Below are 21,565 nucleotides of genomic sequence, written 5' to 3'. Positions count from 1 at the left end.
TCGGGACGGACGAGCACCTCACGTGTCCGCCGCGTCCGCTTTCCCCCGGTTGGCGGTCATGCGCCGCCATGCTTCTATGGTGTACCTGCGCGCTTCCGTCGGGTCAAAGGTTGATCCACGTTCGGCTGCAGTTTCAAACAAAGCTTCTCCCAGGTTGTCTCGTGCTTTTGTGACGGCCTCGCGCGCCGCGCGGTCGAGTTTCAGGGGCGAGGCCTTCAGTGCGCCCGCCAGAACGGCCAATTCCTCATAAGCGCCGAGCGCTGCCAGCGGCAGGACCAGGGAGCGGATGGTGAGCCAGGTGTAGAAGGTGGTGCCGTGGCTCGGCAGCTCCATCAGGGAATGGATATGGATATCGAAGGCCTCCTCCGGCGGCGCATGGGCCGCCTTGAGGTCGGCGATCAACTGCTTGACCCGCTGCGCGCCCAGATGGTTGCCTGCCATCTTGGCCCATTCGGCCGTGGTCTCGTACTCATCGATGGCCATCTTGGGGTCCTCGGCAATGCCGCCGCGGGCATAATGGATGTAGCCCATCAGGGTCGGCGGCAGCACCGCCTGCCCCTGCCCCATTTCACTGACCCGGCGGACAGCTTCCGCAGCACCTTCCGGATCGCTGGTTCGCGCCTTGAGGTTGGCAATCATGCAGAGCGACATCACCTCGCAGGGGACGTTGGCGGTCGCATGCGCCCGCTCGATCGCAGCGGCGAGGTTCTTGCCGCAGGCCTTGGGATCGCCGGACCATTGGGCCATCTGGCCCAGCACATGGGACAGCCATCCCTTGCTTGAGTCCATGCCGGCGGCCTCGGCCTGCTGGCCCCGGGCGATGAAGGCATTGGCCTTGGCCTGGTCGCCTTCGTCATGAAAGGCATGTCCGGCCGCGGCCGCGAGCAGGACCGGCGCCTGCGCGAGCTTGTCGGCGCCGGGCCGCGCCATGATGCGCTCATACCAGTTGCCGGTCTCGGCGCCACGGTGCCAATAGTTGAACAGGAACAGGGGCGCGGCGAGATCGGCGGCAAGCTTCAGGTCGCGCGCGATCGCGCGATCGAAGCCGGCACGCAAGTTTGGCATGTCGTCATAGATCGCATTCGCCGCCTTGCTCTCATGCATGGTCGCAAGCTGCATGCCGAGCTTCTTGGCGCGCGCGGCATAGACCTCGGCATGCCGCATCTCCACGGTCTCCAGCAGCCCGGTCTCCTCGAGCTTCTCGCGGCCGAATGCCTGCACCGTCTGCAACATGCGCAGCCGCTGCAGGTTGGCGGCGTCACGGCCGAGCAGCGAGGTCTCGATCAACTCGTCGATGCCGCGTAGCACGTCGAACTCGCTTCCCATGTCGCCGGCGCAGATCGCCAGCGCCTGCTCCTCGTGGAACGAGCCTGACAGCACCGAGAGGCGCTGCAGCACCTGGCGGCTGTTCGGATCTGAGAGCTCGTAGGACCATTCGAGCGTGTTGCGCAGCGTGCGGTGGCGGCCGACGCGCCGGCGGAAGCCGCCGGCGCTGAGGTCGAGCGGCTTGTTGATGCCGCCTTCGATGCTCTCGAGATTGCGCTGGCGCAGTTGCGCAGCCGCGATCTCGATCGCCAGCGGAATGCAATCGACGCCGGCGCAGATGCGCACGATCCGGGCGATGTCATCGGGGCTCGGCTGGAAGCGATGGTTGGCGAGCCTGCCACGCTCGATGAACAGCCGCACCGGCGCCGACTGCCCGAAGCGGTCCTGCGCGCGCGAATCGAGCGAGGTGACCTCATAGACCGCCTCGCCCTCGATCCCGAGCGTGCCGCGACTGGTGTTGACCAGGAACACCTCGCCGCAGGCCGAGCCGAGCTCGGTGACCGCATCCGCGATCGGGTCGAGGACGTGCTCACAATTGTCCATCACCAGGACCGCGCGCGCACTTTGCAGGCGCTCCAGCACCTGGACGCGCGGCTGCACGCCGGGTGACGGCGGAAGCAGCAGGGCTTCCGCAATCGCGGGCCACACATCGCCGTCACGCTCAAGCGCTGTCAGATCGACGAGCCAGGCGCCGCCCGAGAAGGACGGCTCGAGCGAGCGGGCAAATTCGATCGCAAGCCTAGTCTTGCCGATGCCCCCCGGGCCGACCAGGGTGAGCAGCCGCGCTTCCAGCGCCAGCGCGGCAAGCTCGTCAAGCTCGCGCTCGCGCCCCAGGAAGGACGAGAGATTGGCCGGCAGGTTGCCGCTCGCGGTCTCGCGTTTCCCCCCGATCGGCGGAAAGGTGTTGGGCAGATCGGCCGCGCTGACCTGGTGGACCCGGATTGGCTCGATGCCCTTGAAATGGTGTTCACCAAGGTCGGACAGCTGGAACGGGGTCAGCAGCAGGTCGCTCGCCAGGCGCCGCACCGTGGTATCCGAAATCAGGATCTGGTCGGCGTTGGCGGCGCTCTGAAGCCGCGTCGCGGTCGGCAGTGCTGGACCGAAGAAATCGGTCTCGCCGCGCGCGCGCGTGAGGCCGGTGTGGATGCCGAAACGGACCTGAAGCCGGCCCGTTGGACCCCATTTGGCATGGCGCATCTCACGCTGGGCCTCGATCGCAGCCAATACCGCATCGAGCGGACGGTCGAATGAAGCGAGCACACCGTCGCCCGTGCTCCTGAAGGGATCGCCGGCGTGGCGCCGGATCGCGGCATTCAGGATCTGGTCGTGCAGATCCATCGCCCCCATCATGTCATTGGGATAGCGGCGCGTCAGCGCGGTGGACCCCACGATGTCGGTGGTAAGAATTGTTCGTTCGCGGTTATCGGACGAAAAATCCGTTGGCGTGGCCTGGGTCATGAATCGGCGCTCAACGAACTGGTCCTGATTTCGCCCCGCTTCCCCGCCGAGGCCGCCATGCGGACGACGGCGCCGGACCAGCCGGTCCCGCCATAAAGGTCCCTAATATCCCCGTAAGAAGCGGCCCGACTCTAGGTGAGATCAGCAGGTACTGCAATGTTCGCTCCTGCCAATTGTCCTTCGGTTCGGGCATGCCAGAGGCGCTGAGCCCCGCCCGCAGGCCCTCACGGCCTTGTGTTCCCGCCCCGGCGTAACGAGGGGCCCGGGGACGCGAAGACCCGAGGCAGAGAAAAATTCACATCAACCGGACGCCTTGGAGGGCATCATGTTCTATCGTCATCTCGCCGGATTGGCGTTGCTGGGCCTCACCGTCTCCGCCGCCGGCGCGGCCGAGCGCCCCGTGGTGGTCGAGCTCTTCACCTCGCAGGGCTGCTCGTCCTGCCCGCCCGCCAACGCCTATCTCAACGAGCTGGCGCGCGACCGCACCGACGTGCTGCCGCTCGCCTTCCATGTCACCTATTGGGACCGGCTGGGCTGGAAGGACCCGTTCTCGCTGCCCGAGGCAACCTCGCGGCAGGACCGTTATGGGCATCGTTTCGGCGACGGCTCCTACACGCCGGAGATCGTGGTCGACGGCGCGTCCAGCCATGTCGGCTCGCAACGCCAGGACGTCGGTTCGGCCATCGACGCGGCGCGGCAGAAGAGCACGACCGCCGCGACGTTGAGCCTGGCGAAGCACACGGACGGACTTTCCATCGACGTCGGCGCCGGCCAGGGCCGCGGCAGGCTGTTGTTGATTGGCTTCGATCACGCCCACACCACCGCGATCCGGCGCGGCGAAAACGGTGGACGAACGCTTGAAGAGGCGAATGTCGTGCGCTCGGTCCGCGGCATCGGCGACTGGCAGGGATCGCCACTCACCCTGCGGGAAAAATTCCCGGAAGGTGAGGATGTCGCCGTCCTCCTTGAAGCGCCGGACGGGCGCATCATCGGTGCGGCGAGGCTGTCAGGCAGCTGAGCCGGCCGCGCAATAATTCCGCCAGAACTGCCGATAGCCTTGCTCCACCCTGTGGGTATAGGCCTCGACATCGCCGGCAGCCGAGCGTGCAATCATGCCCGGCAGCTCGGCGCGCAGCTTTTCCAGATGCAACGGCTGGGCGGCAAATCGCTGTGCGATCGCGAGATAGGCGTCATCGTCTTCGGCGACCCAGTCCTGCAGGCCGATGGCCTCAAGCAAGGCGCCGGCGACGCGTGACGAGGCGGCATGTCCGAGCTTGGCGACGACCGGAACGCCCATATGGAGCGACTCCCAGGTGCTGATGCCGCCGTTCTGCGGAAACGGATCGAGCGAGATGTCGACCTGCTCGAAAGCTCTCAGATGCTCGTTGCGCGCGGTCGTACCCATGAAGGTGAAGTCGCCATCGGCGATGCCGTGCGCCACGAAACGGCCGGCGAGCGCGTCGCGCAGCAGACGATCGTCAAGCGCGCTGTTCTTGACGATGATCTTCGAGCCGGGAACGAGACGCATCAAGGCGGACCAGAGTCTGAGTGCATCATCTGAGATCTTGTCGATCCGGTTGAACACGCCGAACGTGACATGGCCGTTGCGAAGCATCGGCGGCGGGACCGGGCGAAACCCGGTGACCGGCTCCATGGTGATCACCGCCGGCAAATCATGGATCTTCTCCGCGAACAGCGGCCGCGCTGCTTCGGGGATAATGACGGGATCGGCAAAGAAATAATCGATGGTCGGCAGGCCCGTGCCGCTACCGCTGCCCCAGGCCGTCACCTGGATGGGCGCCGGCTTCCTGGCGAAGACGGTGAGCCGGTTGCCCGCGGTGTGGCCTGAGAGGTCGACGAGGATATCGACGCCATCGGCCGCGATACGATCGGCGAGCTCATCGTCGGACATCCTGGAGGCATCCACCCAACGATCGGCGTGCGACCGGAACACATCGGTGAAGGCATCCTGCAGCAGCGAGCAGGAATAGCAGACCACCTCGAACTTTGTGTGATCATGGTGGCGCAGCACGGGCAGCACACAGAATGCCACCGAGTGACCGCGGAAATCCGACGAGACATAACCGACCACGACGCGCCGGTCCGGATCAAGCGACCGGGCCGCAGGTTTGCGCGTTTGCAGCCCGGCCCCGATCGCATCCCACCAATATTTGCGGGCCGCCTGCTGCAGGGCGAAGTCCACCCCGGGCAGAAAATCCAGGGCGAAGATCTTCTTCGTGATCGCATCCTCGTGGTCGGGCTGCACCTCGATCGCACTGTCGAAATGCGCGATCGCCGCAGCGATCTCGCCCTGCTGCGTCAGGCTGGCGCCAAGAAGCGTGAGCCCGATCGCCGAATGCGGATTTTGATCGAGCAGCCGTTTGCAGGCCAGCATCGCCTGGGCCTGGTTGCCGGAGAGCATCGCGGCCTGGGCCTTCCAGCGCCACGCCACTTCCAGTTCTGGAGACAGCGCGAGTGCGGCATCGAAATCGGCGACCGAATCGGCGTAGCGTCCGAACTGAAAATGGATGCGCCCGCGATAAGCCAGGACCCCCGGCAGGTCGGGCTTGAGCGCAAGCGCCGCACTCAGCAGCGCCTCGGCCTGTTCGAAATGTTGCAGCTCGATACAGGCGAGCCCCTTGCCGGCCATCGCCTCGAGGTGACGGGGCTGGAATGAAAGAGCCCGATCGAAGCTTTGCGCCGCTTGCTCGTATCGCTTGAGCATCAGCTCGGCCATGCCGCGATTGCAGTAAGCATCGGCATAGTCGGGCTTCATCCGGATCGCGCGCTCATGCGCCGCGATCGCCTGCTCCCACAGGCCGAGCTGCATCAGCGTGTTGCCGAGATTGGTCTGCGCCGTCGGAAAGTTCGGCTTGAGCGCGAGCGCCTTCTCTTGGACGCGGCGCGCCTCGTCGTAACGTCTCAGCTTGAAGAATGCGAAACCAAGGTTGGAATGCGCGTCCGCCGAACGGGGATCAACGGCGACGGCACGCTCGAGCGCTTGCCCGGCCTCCTCGAAGCGCCCGCAATCGAGCTGGGAGACCCCGAGCAGATGCAGGCCGTCGAAATAGTCGGGCAGGTCCTGGAGAATGCGCCGACAAAGCGCCTGGGCGTCCGCATGCCTGCCCTGTCGGTAGGCCGCGACAGCCGTCGGCAACAGCCCTTCGGCCTGTTTCTTCAGCTTCTTGTGCTGCCGCGCGTTCTGGAAAGCGCGGGAACCGACAGTGCCTTGCAAGCGCTTGTCTCCTTGATCGTTCGAGCCCGCACCTGATCAACCGGCCGCTATTCGCGCGCGTCCCGGTGTCTCGACGCACAGTATTCGCGCCAGAACTGTCGATAACCCGCCTCGACCTCTCGCGTGTAAACCGTGACATTGCCGGCCGCCGAGTTCGCGATCTTTGCGCGAAGATCCGCTCGAAGCGCTTCCAAATCGGAGGACATGGCTGCGAACTTTTGCGCGATCGCAACATAGCCATCGTCATCGTCTGCGACCCAGTCGTCGAGACCGATCGCCTTCAGGATGGCTCCGGCCGCACGCGACGACGCGCCGTTGCCGAGCTTGGCAATGACCGGGACACCCATATAGAGCGACTCCCAGGTGCTGATGCCGCCGTTCTGCGGAAACGGATCGAGCGAGATGTCGATGTTTTCGAAGGCCTGCAGATGGCCGGGGCGATCGGTCGAGCCGATGCAAATGACCCGCTCCTGCGCAACACCCTGGGCCACGAAACGAGCGATCAAACCGTCGCGCAGAAACGCTTCGTCAAGCGCGAAATGCTTGACGATGATCTTCGAGTCCGTCACCGCGCGCAGCAGCCTTGCCCAGACCGCCAGCGCTTCGTCGGATATCTTGTCGATCCGGTTGAAAACACCGAAGGTGACGAAGCCGTTGCGAAGCATCGGAAGCGCGGAGGGCTGCCCGTCGGATAAGGGCTCCATCGTGATCACGCACGGCAAGTCATGCACCCGCTCAGCGAACATATGTCTGACGTCCCCGGGAATGATCACGGGGTCGGCGAGCAGATAATCCATGGTTCGAAGGCCCGTCCCCGTGCCGCTGCCCCAGGCCGTGACCTGGACCGGCGCCGGCTTGCGCGCGAACATGCCCAGACGATTGCCAGTCGTGTGGCCTGAAAGGTCGACCAGGATATCGACGCCGTCCGCCTGGATGCGGTCCGCCAGCTCATCGTCAGAAAGAGCCAGGGCGTCGACCCAGACGTCGGCTTGCGACCGGAAAACGGCGGTCAACGAATCCCGCACCGACGAGCAGGAATAGCAGTTGATCTGGAAGTTCGTTCTGTCATGCGATCGCAGCACCGGCGAGAAGGCAAACGCAGCCGAATGGATCCTGAAGTCGGACGACACATAGCCGACGACGATGAGCCTGTTCGGGTCGGGCGATCGCACCGCAAGCTGACGTCTGGCAAATCTCGAGCCGACCGCATCCCACCACTGGCTTCGCGCCGTCTGCTGGGCCGCGAAATCCGCACCGGGAAGAAAATCCAGATAGAAGATCTTCTTCGAAATCGCTTCATCGTAGTCCGGCTTGATCTCCAGCGCCCGGTCGAAATGCTGGATAGCGCCGGCCGTGTCTCCCAGCCGTCCGAGGCAGGCGCCCAGCAAAGTGAGGCCGACTTCCGAGGTCGGATTTTGCTCGAGCACCCTTTTGCAGGCGACGATGGCCTGCTCCACGTTGCCCGTGAGCATGCCGACCTGCGCTTTCCCTCGCCATGCGAGTTCGAGCGAGGGCTCGAGCGCGGCTGCGGCATCGAAATCGGCTTCCGCCTGCGCCCTCCGCCCCAACAGGACATTGAGCCGTCCGCGGTGCGCCAGGAGTTCGGCCATGTCCGGCCTGAGCGCGAGCGCCGCATTGAAGGCGGCTTCGGCCACCTCGAAGTGCCGGAGCTCGAGGTGAGCCAGCCCCTTGCCCACCATGGCCTCGAAATGACGCGGCTGGATCGCAAGAGCACGCTCGGCGCTGAGGGCGGCTGCTTCGTATCGGCGAAGCATCATCTCCGTGACGCCGCGATTACAATAGGCGTCGGCGTCATCGGGCTGCAGTTGGATCGCCCGATCGAAGGCCTCTATCGCCTGCTCGCCCATCTCCAGCCGCAACAGGACATTGCCCAGATTCCGCTGGGCCGCTGCAAAATTCGGCTTCAGCGCGACCGATTTTTCCAGACTGATCCGCGCTTCCTCATAGCGTTGGAGGCTGAACAGCACAAAGCCAAGGTTGCCATGCGCCTCCGCCGAGTTCTGGTCGAGCGCGACCGCGCGCTCGAGAATCTGCCTCGCCTCCTCGAGCCGCCCGCATTCGAGCACGGAGACGCCCAGAAGATGCATGGCGTCAAAATAGTTCGGCACATCCTGGAGCACCCACCGGCAAAGCGACTGAAGATCCGCATGCCTGCGTTCGCGATAGGCGGCGAGCGCCGCCGGCACGAATGACTCCGCCTGCTTCTTGATCTTCTTCTGCAGCCTCGCGTTCTGGAAGGCGCGGGAGCCGACGGTGCTTTGCAAAGCCTCTTCTCCAGGAATTTTCTTGCGCGATGTCTAACACCGGTTGGTTGATTCGCCGGCGCCGGCGAAAGCTCGGCGCGCGATGGCTCCCGAGCCTGGAAGAATCAGGCTCCGGTTATGCGGCAGAGAACATTTCGATGAATGCGCTGATCGTGCCGGCCACCTTCTCCTCGGACACATGCCAGGCCGCGCCATCGTCGGCGGCATAATAGCTGCCGGCGTGAGAGCCTGCCCACCTGAACACCTCAAACGACGGCCAGTACAGGATGTTCGAGATGTTCGAATGATTCACCACTTCATGGGCAACCAGTCGCATGGTGCTTTTTGAGAGGCAGTCCGCCTGGACGGCTGACTCGTGTTCAAACGAGGCGACCAGCGGCACCGGAGACACGGTGACGACGACCTTGATCCCGGGAGAAATTTTTCTGATGAAGTCGAGAAGGTAGGTGACGTTCTCGACGTTTTCCCGGACGCTCGTGGTCCGGAAAACATATTTCTCCGCCAGCACCCTCGAATTCAAGGCGGTCGGCCGCGGCAGAACGAAATCACCCGTTACCCTGTCGAAGAAGGCAGGTGCAACACCAAGCGTCAGGATGAACACATCGCTGTTTCTCAGGACCTGAAGGGTGTTTTCCTTGCTCCAGCCCCCCGGCAGCAGGCTGACGATCCGCTCGCGAATGGCGTCATCGATGTCGCGGTCGCTGAGCCAGTCGACGAACACCCGGTTGGCGAAGGTCGTATTGATGTATTCGGAGATCTCCATGTGATGGCTGACATAGCCATTCGTAACTAGGCTGCGCGACAGGTTCCTGGCAAAGCACGAACCCATCGTGAAGAACTTCGTGCTCTTGTTGATGAACCTGTCTTCGCTCTTCAAATTGACCGCGATGTGATCCTTGACCAGTTTCTGGAAGTCGCCCAGAAAGACCTCGGTTTCCGGATAGCGGCCGATCTTCTTCTTTTCCTTTTCCGTCTTGGGGGCCGGAGCGCTCAGGCGCGATCTTGCGATGTCCAGGGTCTCACGATTGGTCGGCGTATCGAAATTGGCAGGATCGAGCTCCATCGCCTTTTGAAGGCTGGCAATCGATTCTTCAAAGAAGGAGCCCTGGGTCAGGATCTCGCTGAGCTGGAAATAGTCGCCAGCGAGATTCGACGCGTGAGCAAGCTTGCGGAAGAGCTCGATCGCCTTGGCAAAAGGCCCGACATGGCTGCATCTCACGGCGGCGCTTCTGATCAGGTGCAGATTGCCTTCGCTCGGATTGCCGAAGATTTCGGGATGCTCCTCCAGTATCGCGAGCATCATGTCGCGCGCCTCGGCACGCTTCTTGTGCGATCCGTCGTCGATCAGCTGGGCAAGGACGAACCGCCCGTTGATGTCCTTGCCGTCAAGCTCCAGCAGCTTCTTGAACGCGAGCTGCGCGCTGATGAAATCCTTCTCCTGGATATACTTGTAGCCGAGGTCTCTGATCTGGCCGACGATGGCCTCAAAGGTCGCGGGAGCAGCGGGTTGAGCGGTCATGTCAAGCTGTGCCTTTAGGTTCAAGCGCCGGGGGCGAAGCCGGGCCTCGAGGACTCATCAACGGAACAGATCTGCAATCCAAGCTTTTCGGACCTGCGTGCATCATGCTACTCGAAGCCGGACATGCGGCTGCAGTAATCGCGCCACAGCGTGCGATAGGCTTCCTCGACCTTTGCGGTGTAGGTCGCGCTGTTGCCCGAGGCTGATTGTGCGATCCTGGCCCGCATGCCCTGGCGCACCGCCTGGAGCGCGGACGGATTTCCGGCCTTTTCCAGCGCGATCGCGATGTAGCGGTCATCGTCGTCGCCGACCCAATCATCCAGCCCGAGCGATGTCATGATCGCGGCGCCCACCCGCGCGGAGTTGCAGCTGCCGAGCTTGGCCACGACAGGAACGCCCATCTGCAGCGATTCCCAGGTGCTGACGCCGCCGTTCTGTGGGAACGGATCGAGGGAGATGTCGACCTTGTCAAAAGCCCGCAAATGATCGGGCCGCGTCGACGTGCCCAGGCAAGCGACGCGATCCAGCGATATGCCACGGCTAGCAAACCTGCCGGTCAGCTGGTCGCGCAGCATGGTATCGTCGAGGGCGCCATGCTTGAGCAGGATGCGCGATTCCGGCAGCGCATGCATGATCTTCGACCACACCGCGAGTGCGGCATCGGATATCTTCTCGATCCTGTTGAACACGCCGAACGTCACGTAGCCGTTCCGCAGCACCGGCGCGTCCGCAACGGGGCTGCCCGTCTCGGGCTCGATCGTGATGGCGCAGGGCAGATCGTAAACCACCCGTTCGGCAAACAACGCGTGCGCAGTTTCCGGCACGGTCACGGGGTCCGCGAACAGGCAATCGATCGTCGGCAGGCCCGTCCCCGTCGCATGCCCCCAGGCCGTCACCTGCACCGGCGCGGGCTTGCTCGCAAATACCCTGAGGCGATTGCCCGCCGAATGCCCCGACAGGTCGATGAGAACATCGACCTTGTCGGCCTCGATGCGCGATGCCAGCTCCTCGTCGGAGAGGCTCACTGCGTCGACCCAGACGTCGGAAAAGGAGCGGAAGCCCTGCGTGACGGGATCGGCCTGCGGCGAGCAGGAATAGGAGACGATCTGGAAATTCGTATGATCGTGATGCCGGTACACCGGCAGGAAGCAGAGCGCCGCCGAATGGTTCCTGAAGTCGGAGGACACATAACCCACCACCAGGCGCCTATCCGGATCGAGCGAACGCGGTGCCAATTGTCGCTGTGCGATCCGGCTGCCGATCCGCTCCCACCAGCCACGCCGGGCGGCCTGTTCGGCCGCGAAGTTGGTGTCCTCCCAGAAGGCCAGCGCGAAAATCTTTTTGGTGATGGCCTCTTCATAGTCGGGCTTGAGTGCGATCGCCCGGTCGAACTGCGCGATCGCCGCGACGGCTTCGCCCTGCTTGGCCAGGCAGTCGCCCAACAGCGTCACGCCGATCTCGCAATTCGGATTCTGCTCGAGCACCCTGTTGCAGGCCGCGAGCGCGGCAGCATGTTTGCCGAGGTGCAGGCTGACCTGGGCCTTTCCGCGCAGCGCGAGCTCAAGCTCGGGCGAGAGCGCCAGCGCGGCATCGAAATCGGCCTCCGACTCCTTCACCCGCCCGAGATACAGGTGCAGCCGCGCGCGATGTGCCAGCACTTCAGCCATGTTCGGCGCGATCGCGAGCGCGGCCGTGAAGAGCTCCGCGGCCTCCTCGAAATGGCGAAGCTCGATGCTCGCCATCCCCTTGCCGATGATGGCTTCCAGGTGACGCGGCGCGAACGACAACGCACGACCGAAGCTGTGCACCGCCTTCTGGTTCTGTTTCAGCATCACCTCCACCATGCCGCGGTTGCAATAGGCGTCGGCATAGTCCGGCTTCAGGCTGATAGCGCGCTCGTGCAACGCGATGGCCTCCGGCAGGTGGCCGAGCCGCATCATCGTATTGCCGAGATTGGTCAGCGCGGTCGGGAACTGCGGCTGCAGCGCCAGCGCCCTCTCCTGCGCAAGGCGCGCCTCGGCGTACCGCTTCAGCCTGAATAGCGCAAAGCCAAGATTGGAATGCGCCTCAGCCGAGCGCGGGTCGGCGGCAATGGCGTGCTCGAGAACCCGCCGCGCCTCGTCGATGCGCGCGGTTTGCAGCAGCGATACCCCGAGCAGATGCAATGTGTCGAAATGGTCGGGCAGCTCGCGCAGGATCTGGACGCAAAGCGCCTGGGCGTCGGCATGCCTTCCCTGGCGCATGGCGCCATAGGCCGCTTGCAACAGCGCGTCCGCCTGCTTCCTGGACTTCTTCTGAAGCCGCGCGTTCTGGTAGGCGCGGGAGCCGACAGTGCTTTGCAAAGGCCTTTCTCCGATCGGATCTTGGCGATCCAAACCCAGCGCAACGCGCTCGTTTAGCACCGCCGCCTCGCAACACCCGACGCTTTCGCCAGCCGCCTACGCTCGCACAGAAGGGCTCGGCATCGTTTGGCAAGCAGAGGGATCGGGCTTGCCGCAGCATGTTTCGATAGCGCAGCCAACCTCGGCGAGATTGGTTAAGACACTGTTAACCACGTTTCCGGATGTGACTGACTTCCGTCAATCCGCCGAAGCAGCCGCAAGGCGGATCACGTCGGGGGCCGGTAAGCGGGAGGCTCGGCGTAAACCGCTCCCGTGCCGGCATGCCGACCTGCCACCCTCCGGGCAACGTCCGGATGGAGCGGCACAAACACGGTGCTTCCGGCGGGCGCCTGTGCCGGCGAAAGGATTGGCACGCCCTCGAACGCGTTGCCGACCCGGCTGGCGTCCTCGTCCACGAAGAACGAAACCCTGTCCCGCAAGGCGCCATAGAGCCACATTCCCGAAATGGACGTACCGAATATGCCGAATGTCCCGGCGGCGGCCGCGACCTTGCGCGCCTCAGCGAGCAGCGCGATCAGCCAGGCGAGGTTGGCCTCGAGCACGGCCCGCGTCCGCGCCGGTGCCGGGCGCTCGAGCTCCGCGCCGCCTCGCATTGCCAGCATCGTGATTTCTTTCGGCAACAGGTCGTCGCGGAGTATCGAGACCGAGAAACCTGCCCGGCTGGCGAGATAGGAGAGGTGCGCCGGCGAGAAGTGCAGCAAATGATCCGCGATCAGCAGATCAAAAGGCGACGTAAGAACGTTGGGAATCTCGACAAACAGCCTGCCGTCATCGTTCAGCAAGCAAGCGGCGTCATGGAGCGACGCGAGCGGATCCGGCATGTGCTCCAGCGCGTGAATCATGGTCAGGATGTCGAAGCGCTCGGGGATGTCCCTTGCCGGCGTCGTGTAGAGCTGAACGAAATTCGGGAGCTGCCGCAATGCCTTCTCCGCGGAATCGGAGAGTTCGCTTCCATAAAGACTCCAGCGCGGCATGGCGGCCGAGAGATTTTTCAGGGCCGAGCCGTTTCCGCAACCAATGTCGATCAGCTTGCCTGTGCTATCGCTGCCAGTATTCCGCCTGATGAAATCGACCAGCGCCCCCGAGCGCGGCTGCGCCACCCCTGCTTCGGAGAAGATCACCTGCTCGGAACCCGCAGAGAGCTGGTAGATCTGGTAGGCCTTGTAGATCCGCTCGATCTCGTCGAACCAGGTCTCGTCGGACAATTTCTGGACCGCCCCGCACGCCTCGCAGCAGGACATTGCCCCGCCCGCGGGCCACGGCTTGCAGTCCGACGTGACGCGCGGCAGTTCAGCGTAGCTCGCGATCGTCTCGAGACGCCCCTGCCCGCAGACCTTGCATTTGAATATGTCGATTGCCATCAAAACCTACCTTCGCATTGCCTGCATCTGCCTTTGGACGGACCCACCGCGAGCCACGCGCGGGCGCAAAGGCATGCTTCGAGTTCCGTGACACCAATCATCTTGCAAGAGCCGCCAGCACGTCCTTGGCCTGGCTGATCTCCCGCCCAAACACCGTTTGCAGCACCTCAAGCGGTTGAGGCGGAATGAAGCCCGTCAAATCACTCAAGCGCGTCGTTGCCAATGAGGTGAACGGCGTGAGGTCGCCATCGGCAAGTCCATTGTCGACACCACGCACGCCTTCGACCAGCTGACTGGGAACGCCGATTTGCCGTGCGAGGAAGCGCGCGGCCTCCGCGTAGCTCACGTCGGCGGCTCCCGATGCATGGTAGATTCCGCCCTCGCCCCTTTCGACCAGCGCGACCAATGCATCCACCACATGGGCCACCGTGAGCGGCGAGAAGCGATGGTCATCGAAGGCGCGAACGATTTTGCCTTCGCCAAGATGTCGTATCCACTCCGAAAGAACACCTGCGTTTGGCCTCACGACCTTGGTGAGCCGCAGCACCGACACGAGCGAGCCGAGATCGAGCAAACAGGCTTCGGCTTCCGCCTTGAGCCGTCCATATACGCTTCGCGGCGCGGGCTCTGCGCTCTCGCTCACATGCGGCGTCTTGCAGTCGAAGACCACGCCGGTCGAGAGCAGGATCACGCGCGCGCCGGCCTCAGTCAGCGACCGAGCCAGCGCCAGCGGTGCAGCGACGTTGACGCGGTGGGCGCGCTCCGGATAGCGCCGGCAATCCTCAAATCGCGCCATCGCGGCACATATCACCGCGACATCCGCCTCCGGCATCGATGGCAGCTCTTCCGCGAGATCGAGATAGAAAGAGCCGCCCGCTATCGCCAAATGACGACGCCGTGTCGTCGCGATCACCTCGTGCCCGCCTTGGCGCAGCGAATCCGCCAACGCGGCGCCAAAGGTTCCGTCCGCACCGATGATCAGGCACCGCAATGACGATGTCCCCGCTTTGCCCCGGCGGCCGCGCTGCTCTCGTCCATACAAAAAAGATGAACTCATCATCGTTCGCTTAGCTCAAGCGTCCGACTCGGAGTCCGCTTCGCCCGCATCTCGCGCTTTTCAAATTCAATTAACCATCTTTCCACAATTTCTGCGATATTAGCAAAGTTCAGATGATTCGCGGCATCCGCGAAGCGGCGGCGATCTTGGGGACTCAGGCATTCAGGACGACGACGCTGCTTTCGGTGGCCGGCAGCATCGTTCGATGTCCTGTGGCCTTCGTGGCTTCGACCTCTATGGATTCGACTCGGCGGAGGCCCGATCCTTGGACCAATTGATCGACACCGCGCGGGGCGATCACGTCTGCCGTATGATTCGCGCCTCGGCCAGCGACAACCAGACCGTTGCCTTCGTTTCGGGCAACTTCAATGTCGTCCACCCCGGACATTTACGGCTTCTGAAGTTCGCCGCCGAGCAGGCGGACATTCTGGTCGTCGGCGTCAATGCGGACGACACTCCCGGCGTGACGCTGGCGCAGGAGATGCGGCTGGACAATGTCCGCTCGATCTCGCTGGTTCATCATGTGGTGCGACTGGAGACATCCGCCTCCGACTTCATCGTCCGCCTCGAACCCTCCGTCGTGGTCAAGGGCAAGGAGTTCGAGGACAGGTTCAATCCCGAACAGAAGGCGGTCGATGCCTATGGCGGCCGGCTGATATTCTCCTCCGGAGAATTACGGTTCGCCTCGCTCTCACTGCTCGAGCGCGACGCCAATATCGACCTCTCTACCGTGCGCAAGCCGCTGGAGTTTCCCAGGCGCCACGGTTTCGAAATTTTGGGCCTCAAGCAATTGCTCGGCAAGCTCGCCGGCATGCGCGTGGCCGTGATCGGCGACCTCATCGTCGATGAATATGTCACCTGCGACGCTGTGGGCATGTCACAGGAAGACCCGACCATCGTCGTCACGCCCTTGATGACGCGAAGCTTCGTCGGCGGCGCAGGCGCGGTCGCAGCGCATGCGCACGGTCTTGGCGCCGAGGTCAATTTCTTCACCCTGGTCGGCAACGACGAGGCCGCGCGCTTTGCCCGCGACACGCTCGAGGAGCACGGTGTCGCCTGCGAGCATTTCGTCGACGAGACCCGGCCGACCACCCGCAAACAGCGCTTCCGCGCGCTCAACAAGACCATGCTGCGGGTCAATCACATGCGCCAGCATGCGGCCGGCTCCGAGATTCAGCGCAAGATGCTTGGCACGGTGGAGCGCGCGCTGAAGGCGTGCGATCTCCTGCTGTTCTCCTGCTTCAACTACGGCTGCCTGCCTCAGGACCTGGTCGATGCCATCGCCGATCGCGCCCGCGCCAGGGGCGTGATGATGGCGGCCGACAGCCAGGTCTCCTCGCAGACCGGCGACGTCTCGCGTTTCAAGGGCATGACGCTGCTCACTCCGACCGAGCGCGAGGCACGCGTCGCGCTCAACGACTTCACCTCGGGTCTCGCCGTCATCAGCGAACGGTTGATCAAGAAGGCGCGCACCGAAAGCCTCGTCGTTACGCTCGGTGCCGAAGGCGTCCTGGTCAACGCGATGATCGAGGGCAACCAGCAGTCCGACCGCCTGCCCGCCTTCAACCCCTCGCCCAAGGACGTTTCCGGCGCCGGCGACAGCCTGTTCATGGCCTCGTCGATGGCGCTGCGGGCCGGTGCCGATATCTGGCAGGCCGCCTATCTCGGTTCGCTCGCGGCCGCGCTGCAGGTCTCTCGCGTCGGCAACCTGCCGCTGACCACGCGCGAGCTCATCACCGAGATAGATGATCGCAGGTACAGCGACGAGTGATGGGGCGAGGGATGCGCGCACTGCTTCTTGCTGCGGGAATGGGATGCCGGCTGCGGCCGCTGACCGACAGCACTCCGAAATGCCTGGTGCCGATCCACGGACGCCCGTTGCTCGACTACTGGCTCGACCTCGTGTTCGAAGGCGGCATCGAGCGCGCGCTGATCAACACCCACTGGCTTTCCGGGCAGGTCGAGGCGCATGTCGCTGCCTCGCCCTGGCATTCGCGCATTGATCTCGTCCATGAGGACGAGCTGCGCGGCACGGGCGGCACCGTGCTTGCCAATCGCGCCTGGTTTCGCAACGACGCATCCCTCGTCGCGCATGCCGACAATCTCACCGATTTCGACGTGCGCGGATTGATCGAGGCGCATCGCACCCGTCCCGCCGGTCATGTCATCACCATGCTCGGCTTCCGTACCGACGATCCCTCCTCCTGCGGAATCCTGGAGCTTGACCGGCACAACACCGTCGTCGCGTTCCACGAAAAGGCCGAAAAGCCGCCCGGCAACCTCGCGAACGGCGCGGTCTATATTTTCGAGCCCGAGGTCGTAGACGACATGGCGATGCTCGGGAAGGCGAAAGTCGACCTCTCGACCGAAGTGATCCCAAACTATCTGGGGCGTATCCTCTGCGTGGAAACACATGGCTATCACCGCGACATCGGCAGTCCGGCCAGCCTGCTGCGCGCCCATATCGAATTTTCGCAAGGCTCCCGCAAAGATCGCGAGCACAAGCGAGCAGAAGCTCGCGCTGAACCCCTCAAAACGGTGAGACGATGAAGATCTTTGTGACGGGGGCGTGTGGCTACAAGGGCAGCGTGCTCGTTCCCAAGCTGCTCCGCGCGGGCCACGAGGTGGTGGCCTTCGATGCCATGTGGTTCGGCAATTTCCTCGATCCGCATCCTGATCTCACCGTGGTCAAGGGTGACGTACGTAATACGGACGAGATCGATCTTTCAGGCGTAGATTCCATCATCCATCTCTCGAGCGTCGCCAACGACCCCTGCGGCGATCTCGACCCCAAGCTGACCTGGGAGATTTCCTGCCTCGCGACCATGCAGCTGGCCGACCGCGCCAGGCGCCATGGCATCAAGCGCTTCATCTATGCCTCCTCCGGCAGCGTCTACGGCGTGAAGGAGGAAGCGCAGGTGACCGAGGATCTCGAGCTCCTGCCGATCTCTGAATACAACAAGACCAAGATGTGCGGTGAGCGCATCGTTTTGTCCTACAAGGACGACATGGTCGTGCAGATCGTGCGTCCTGCGACCGTCTGCGGCTACTCGCCGCGGCAGCGCCTCGATGTTTCGGTGAACATGCTGACCATGCAGGCGCTGATGAACGGCCGCATCACAGTGTTCGGCGGCGACCAGACCCGTCCCAACATTCACATCGACGACATCACCGACCTCTATCTTTTCCTGCTCGAACACCCCGAGCACACCGGCATCTACAATGCCGGCTTCGAAAACATTTCGATCCTCGACATCGCGAAGATGGTGACCAAGTACGTCCCGGCCGAGGTCGTGGTGACGCCTTCGAGCGACCCGCGCAGCTACCGTGTCAATTCCGACCGCCTGCTGTCGACCGGTTTCCAGCCGAAGAAGACGGTCGAAGACGCCATCAAGGAGCTGATCGGGATGTATTCCCAGGGTCGGCTCAGCAATGAGGACCGCTGGTACAATCTGAAATGGATGGAGAAGGAGGTCGTGGCATGAACGCGCCGGCCTTCGCACCTCCCGCAAAGCTGTTCGGCGAGTATTCGAGGCGCCTTGCGCGCGCGCTCGATGGCTTCGACTGGACCCCGGTCGAGCGCCTCGCCTACGACCTGCTCGATTGCTGGCAGACCGGCCGCCAGGTGTTCTTCTGCGGCAATGGCGGCAGCGGCGGCAACGCCAACCACCTCGCCAACGATTTCCTCTATGCGTTCACGAAGACGCCGGGATCGGGGCTTCGCGTGCATTCGCTCGCGGCCAATCCCTCCGTCATCACCTGCCTTGCCAATGACGAAGGCTATGAGCAGGTGTTTTCGCTGCAGCTTGCGGTGCTGGCGCGCCCGCGCGACATCCTGGTCGCGTTCTCGGGCTCGGGCAATTCGCCGAACATCCTGCGCGTGCTGGAAGAGGCGAAGCTGAGGGACGTGACCAGCTATGCCGTGCTCGGTTTTTCCGGCGGCAAGGCCAGGGAGCTGGCCGACGTGCCGATCCATTTTGCCATCGACGACATGCAGATTGCCGAAGACGCCCAGATGATCATCGGACACATGCTCATGCAATGGCTGCAGGAACAGCGCGGCGAAGAGATTTCGATCCAGGGACCAGGCTGACGCCACTACAATGAAGGCGCAAGAAAAATTCCTGATCCTCGGCTCGAACTCGTTTTCGGGCGCGACCTTTGCCGATCATCTCGCTGCCAAGGGCTACGACGTGCTGGCGACCAGCCGGTCTGACGAGCCGCATGAGGCGCTGCTGCCCTATAAATGGCAGAAGCGTCCCGGCACGGTCCGCTTCGTCAGGATCGATCTCAATTCCGATCTCGATGCAGTGAAAGCGCTGCTCAGGGACGAGCGCCCGACCCATGTGGTCAACTTCGCCGCGCAAAGCATGGTCGGCGAAAGCTGGCTCTATCCCGACCACTGGATGATGACCAATGTCGTCTCCACGGTTCGGCTTCACGAGCTGCTGCGCAATTATGATGGACTCTCACGCTACGTTCACGTGACGACGCCGGAGGTCTATGGCTCGACCGAGGGCTGGGCGCGCGAGGACGCGCCGTTCAACCCGTCGACGCCCTATGCCGTGTCGCGCGCGGCGAGCGACATGAGCCTGCGCGCTTATTTTGCGAATTACAGCTTTCCCGTCGTGTTCACCCGCGCGGCCAACGTCTACGGCCCGGGCCAGCAGCTCTATCGCATCGTGCCGCGCACCATCCTGGCCGCGATCGGCGGACAAAAACTGAAGCTCGACGGTGGCGGCAAGTCGGTCCGCGTCTTCATCCACATGACCGACGTCTCCGAGGCAACGCTCAGAATCGCGCAACACGGGACGCCGGGTGAGGCCTATCACATCTCCGGCTATGAGCTGGTCTCGATCCGCACGCTGGTGGAAATGATCCTGGGGCGCCTCGGCAAGTCGTTCGACGAATGCGTCGAGATCGGCCCTGAACGGCCGGGCAAGGACACCGCTTATACGCTCGACAGTTTCAAGCTGCGCAGCGAGCTCGGCTGGCGCGACACGATCTCGCTCCAGCAGGGCATTGACGACGTTATCGCCTGGGCCGAGCGCTTCCACGACGCCATTCCGAAACTGCCGACGAAATACCAACACAAGCCGTAGAGGGTCGCGCCTTTCGCAGCGCGTCCAACTGGAGAGCACAATGAACGTTGCAGTTCGCAACACTGCTCCGCCGATCGACACCGCCGCCCTCAAGCTGCAAGCGGCGCTATTGCGCGGCAAAGTGATCGAGATGTCGCATGCGGCGCAGGCAGCTCACCTCGCCTCCTCGCTGTCCTGCGCCGATATCGTCACCGCGGCCTACTGGCATGTGCTCAACATCGATCCGGCGCGGGCGAAGGATCCGATGCGCGACCGTTTCATCCTGTCCAAGGGACATGCAGCAGCCGCGCTTTATGCGACGCTCGCCATGAAGGGCTATTTCCCGATCGAAGAGCTCGACACCTATTGCCAGGATGGCGGGCGGCTCGCCGAACATCCGCCGGCCAATCTGCTGCCGGGCGTCGAGGCCGCGACCGGCTCGCTCGGCCATGGGCTGCCGCTCGGCTGTGGCATGGCGCTGTCGGGCCGCATCAAGGGCGAACGCTTTCGGATCTTTGCGCTTCTGTCCGACGGCGAGAACAATGAGGGCTCGGTGTGGGAAGCCGCGATGTTCGCCGCCGCGCAGAAGCTCGAGAATGTCTGCGTCATCGTCGACTACAACAAGTGGCAGGCGACCGGACGCTCCAACGAGACGCTGATGCTGGCGCCGTTGCGCGAGAAATGGGCCGCGTTCGGCTGGGATGCCCACGAGATCGACGGCCATGACGTCGCAGCGCTTGCGGCAACCATGCAGCGCATTCCCAACGGAAGCGGCAAGCCGGTCGCGCTGATCGCGCATACGGTCAAGGGGAAAGGCGTGTCGTTCATGGAGGACGACAACAACTGGCACTACCGCGCGCCGACGGCCGACGAAGTCGTCAAGGCGAAGAAGGAGCTTGGCCTCACATGAGAAACGCCTTCGCCGACGAGCTGACAAGGCTCGGCAACGAGGATGCCCGCGTCGTAATGCTGTCGGGCGACATTGGCAACCGCCTGTTCGACAAGTTCAAGGACAAGCACCCCGATCGCTTCTTCAACTGCGGCGTGGCCGAAGCCAACATGATGGGCGTTGCCGCCGGCATGGCCATGAATGGCCTGCGCCCGGTCGCCTACACCATCACGCCTTTCGTCACCACACGCTGCCTGGAGCAGATCCGCACCGATGTCTGCTACCATGAGGCGCCCGTCACCATTGTCTCGGTCGGTGGCGGCCTCGCCTATTCGGGCCTCGGCCCGACGCACCATGCCTGCGAGGACATCTCCTTCCTGCGCGCGCTGCCCAACATGGTGGTGATCTGCCCGGGCGACGCGCATGAGGTTCGCGCCGCGCTGCGCGCCTCGATGCAGCAGGATCGTCCGGTCTATATCCGCATGGGCAAGAAGGGCGAGCCGGTGGTGCACAAAGGGCCACTTGCCGATTTTGCCATCGGCAAGGCCATCACCATTCAAGACGGCACCGACGTTTGCCTGCTCTCGACTGGCAATATGCTCCCCGAGGCCGTCGAGGCCGGTCACAAGCTGAAGGAGCGTGGCATCTCGGCTGAGGTCGTGAGCTTCCACACCGTGAAGCCGCTCGACGAGGACTGCCTGCGGCACGCCTTTGCGAAGTTCAGACTGGTCGCCACGCTGGAAGAACATTCGCTGATCGGCGGCTTCGGGGCCGCCGTCTCGGAATGGCTCGCCGATACCGAAACGCGGGCATCAAAATTCCTGCGCTTCGGCACGCCAGATGCGTTCTTCAAGAAATCCGGCGAGCAGGAATATGCCCGCGAGGCCCTTGGCCTGACCGGGCACCAGATCGCCGAGAAGATCCTCCACACGCTGAGCTGAGACGTTGACGT

At 63.5% G+C, this 21,565-nt stretch carries 15 protein-coding genes; 8 read left to right on the top strand and 7 right to left on the bottom strand.

Translation table 11 applies throughout. The features are described from left to right. Positions 1-18: 18 nt before the first annotated feature. Positions 19-2,784 carry an ATP-binding protein gene (locus tag A3AI_RS0123070; protein ID WP_024517852.1) on the bottom strand — a complete coding sequence of 922 codons (2,766 nt, stop codon included), beginning with the start codon at positions 2,782-2,784 and terminating at the stop codon, positions 19-21. A gap of 325 nt (positions 2,785-3,109) precedes the next feature. On the opposite strand from A3AI_RS0123070, the gene A3AI_RS0123065 reads away from it, so the two are divergent. After that, the gene (locus tag A3AI_RS0123065; RefSeq protein WP_024517851.1) at positions 3,110-3,802 is read left to right on the top strand and encodes a DUF1223 domain-containing protein; all 693 of its coding nucleotides are present in this window, start codon (positions 3,110-3,112) and stop codon (positions 3,800-3,802) included. Here A3AI_RS0123065 and A3AI_RS0123060 read toward each other — a convergent pair. From A3AI_RS0123060 to A3AI_RS43310, 6 genes are all read right to left on the bottom strand, one after another. Further along, a complete protein-coding gene (locus A3AI_RS0123060) occupies positions 3,791-6,019 on the bottom strand; it encodes an O-linked N-acetylglucosamine transferase family protein (protein WP_024517850.1) in 2,229 nt (742 codons plus the stop codon). The genes A3AI_RS0123065 and A3AI_RS0123060 overlap by 12 nt on opposite strands. Positions 6,020-6,066: 47 nt before the next feature. Beyond that, on the bottom strand, positions 6,067-8,304 hold the full coding sequence (locus A3AI_RS0123055) for an O-linked N-acetylglucosamine transferase family protein (RefSeq protein WP_024517849.1): 2,238 nt from the start codon (positions 8,302-8,304) through the stop codon (positions 6,067-6,069). Between the two features lie 115 nt (positions 8,305-8,419). Then, positions 8,420-9,823 carry a GSCFA domain-containing protein gene (locus tag A3AI_RS0123050; RefSeq protein ID WP_024517848.1) on the bottom strand — a complete coding sequence of 468 codons (1,404 nt, stop codon included), beginning with the start codon at positions 9,821-9,823 and terminating at the stop codon, positions 8,420-8,422. A 107-nt stretch (positions 9,824-9,930) separates the two neighbouring features. Further along, positions 9,931-12,165: an O-linked N-acetylglucosamine transferase, SPINDLY family protein gene (locus A3AI_RS0123045; protein WP_024517847.1), complete on the bottom strand. Its 2,235-nt coding sequence runs from the start codon at positions 12,163-12,165 to the stop codon at positions 9,931-9,933. A gap of 266 nt (positions 12,166-12,431) precedes the next feature. Then, positions 12,432-13,586 carry a class I SAM-dependent methyltransferase gene (locus A3AI_RS0123040; RefSeq protein WP_024517846.1) on the bottom strand — a complete coding sequence of 385 codons (1,155 nt, stop codon included), beginning with the start codon at positions 13,584-13,586 and terminating at the stop codon, positions 12,432-12,434. Positions 13,587-13,683: 97 nt separating this feature from the next. After that, complete coding sequence (locus A3AI_RS43310; RefSeq protein WP_024517845.1) at positions 13,684-14,577, bottom strand: SDR family oxidoreductase; 894 nt, start codon at positions 14,575-14,577, stop codon at positions 13,684-13,686. A 331-nt stretch (positions 14,578-14,908) separates the two neighbouring features. On the opposite strand from A3AI_RS43310, the gene A3AI_RS0123030 reads away from it, so the two are divergent. The 7 genes from A3AI_RS0123030 to A3AI_RS0123000 are packed head-to-tail and all read left to right on the top strand — an operon-like array spanning position 14,909 to position 21,554. Then, the gene (locus A3AI_RS0123030; RefSeq protein WP_024517844.1) at positions 14,909-16,414 is read left to right on the top strand and encodes a PfkB family carbohydrate kinase; all 1,506 of its coding nucleotides are present in this window, start codon (positions 14,909-14,911) and stop codon (positions 16,412-16,414) included. An 11-nt stretch (positions 16,415-16,425) separates the two neighbouring features. Beyond that, the gene (locus tag A3AI_RS0123025) at positions 16,426-17,193 is read left to right on the top strand and encodes a nucleotidyltransferase family protein (protein ID WP_024517843.1); all 768 of its coding nucleotides are present in this window, start codon (positions 16,426-16,428) and stop codon (positions 17,191-17,193) included. Then, the gene (locus A3AI_RS0123020) at positions 17,190-18,128 is read left to right on the top strand and encodes an NAD-dependent epimerase/dehydratase family protein (protein ID WP_024517842.1); all 939 of its coding nucleotides are present in this window, start codon (positions 17,190-17,192) and stop codon (positions 18,126-18,128) included. The genes A3AI_RS0123025 and A3AI_RS0123020 overlap by 4 nt, the downstream gene beginning before the upstream one ends. Next, positions 18,125-18,736, top strand: a complete 612-nt coding sequence (locus tag A3AI_RS0123015) for an SIS domain-containing protein (protein WP_024517841.1) — start codon at positions 18,125-18,127, stop codon at positions 18,734-18,736. The genes A3AI_RS0123020 and A3AI_RS0123015 overlap by 4 nt, the downstream gene beginning before the upstream one ends. Before the next feature lie 10 nt (positions 18,737-18,746). Then, positions 18,747-19,745: a GDP-mannose 4,6-dehydratase gene (locus A3AI_RS0123010; RefSeq protein WP_024517840.1), complete on the top strand. Its 999-nt coding sequence runs from the start codon at positions 18,747-18,749 to the stop codon at positions 19,743-19,745. Between the two features lie 40 nt (positions 19,746-19,785). Then, the gene (locus A3AI_RS0123005) at positions 19,786-20,634 is read left to right on the top strand and encodes a transketolase (RefSeq protein WP_024517839.1); all 849 of its coding nucleotides are present in this window, start codon (positions 19,786-19,788) and stop codon (positions 20,632-20,634) included. Continuing rightward, on the top strand, positions 20,631-21,554 hold the full coding sequence (locus A3AI_RS0123000; RefSeq protein ID WP_024517838.1) for a transketolase family protein: 924 nt from the start codon (positions 20,631-20,633) through the stop codon (positions 21,552-21,554). Before A3AI_RS0123005 ends, A3AI_RS0123000 begins: the two co-directional genes overlap by 4 nt. Positions 21,555-21,565: the final 11 nt, after the last annotated feature.

It is taken from the genome of Bradyrhizobium sp. Tv2a-2, assembly GCF_000472425.1.
In the GTDB taxonomy this organism is placed as follows: domain Bacteria; phylum Pseudomonadota; class Alphaproteobacteria; order Rhizobiales; family Xanthobacteraceae; genus Bradyrhizobium.
The sequence above is the reverse complement of the archived record's forward strand: the minus strand, read 5'-3'. Positions and strand labels throughout refer to the sequence as shown.

Bases quoted from the DNA above. Each gene is read 5' to 3' on its own strand.
- A3AI_RS0123070 (WP_024517852.1), bottom strand. From the start codon at position 2,784: ATGACCCAGGCCACGCCAACGGATTTTTCGTCCGATAACCGCGAACGA.
- A3AI_RS0123065 (WP_024517851.1), top strand. From the start codon at position 3,110: ATGTTCTATCGTCATCTCGCCGGATTGGCGTTGCTGGGCCTCACCGTC.
- A3AI_RS0123050 (WP_024517848.1), bottom strand. From the start codon at position 9,823: ATGACCGCTCAACCCGCTGCTCCCGCGACCTTTGAGGCCATCGTCGGC.
- A3AI_RS0123040 (WP_024517846.1), bottom strand. From the start codon at position 13,586: ATGGCAATCGACATATTCAAATGCAAGGTCTGCGGGCAGGGGCGTCTC.
- A3AI_RS0123025 (WP_024517843.1), top strand. From the start codon at position 16,426: ATGCGCGCACTGCTTCTTGCTGCGGGAATGGGATGCCGGCTGCGGCCG.
- A3AI_RS0123020 (WP_024517842.1), top strand. From the start codon at position 17,190: ATGAAGATCTTTGTGACGGGGGCGTGTGGCTACAAGGGCAGCGTGCTC.
- A3AI_RS0123015 (WP_024517841.1), top strand. From the start codon at position 18,125: ATGAACGCGCCGGCCTTCGCACCTCCCGCAAAGCTGTTCGGCGAGTAT.
- A3AI_RS0123010 (WP_024517840.1), top strand. From the start codon at position 18,747: ATGAAGGCGCAAGAAAAATTCCTGATCCTCGGCTCGAACTCGTTTTCG.
- A3AI_RS0123005 (WP_024517839.1), top strand. From the start codon at position 19,786: ATGAACGTTGCAGTTCGCAACACTGCTCCGCCGATCGACACCGCCGCC.
- A3AI_RS0123000 (WP_024517838.1), top strand. From the start codon at position 20,631: ATGAGAAACGCCTTCGCCGACGAGCTGACAAGGCTCGGCAACGAGGAT.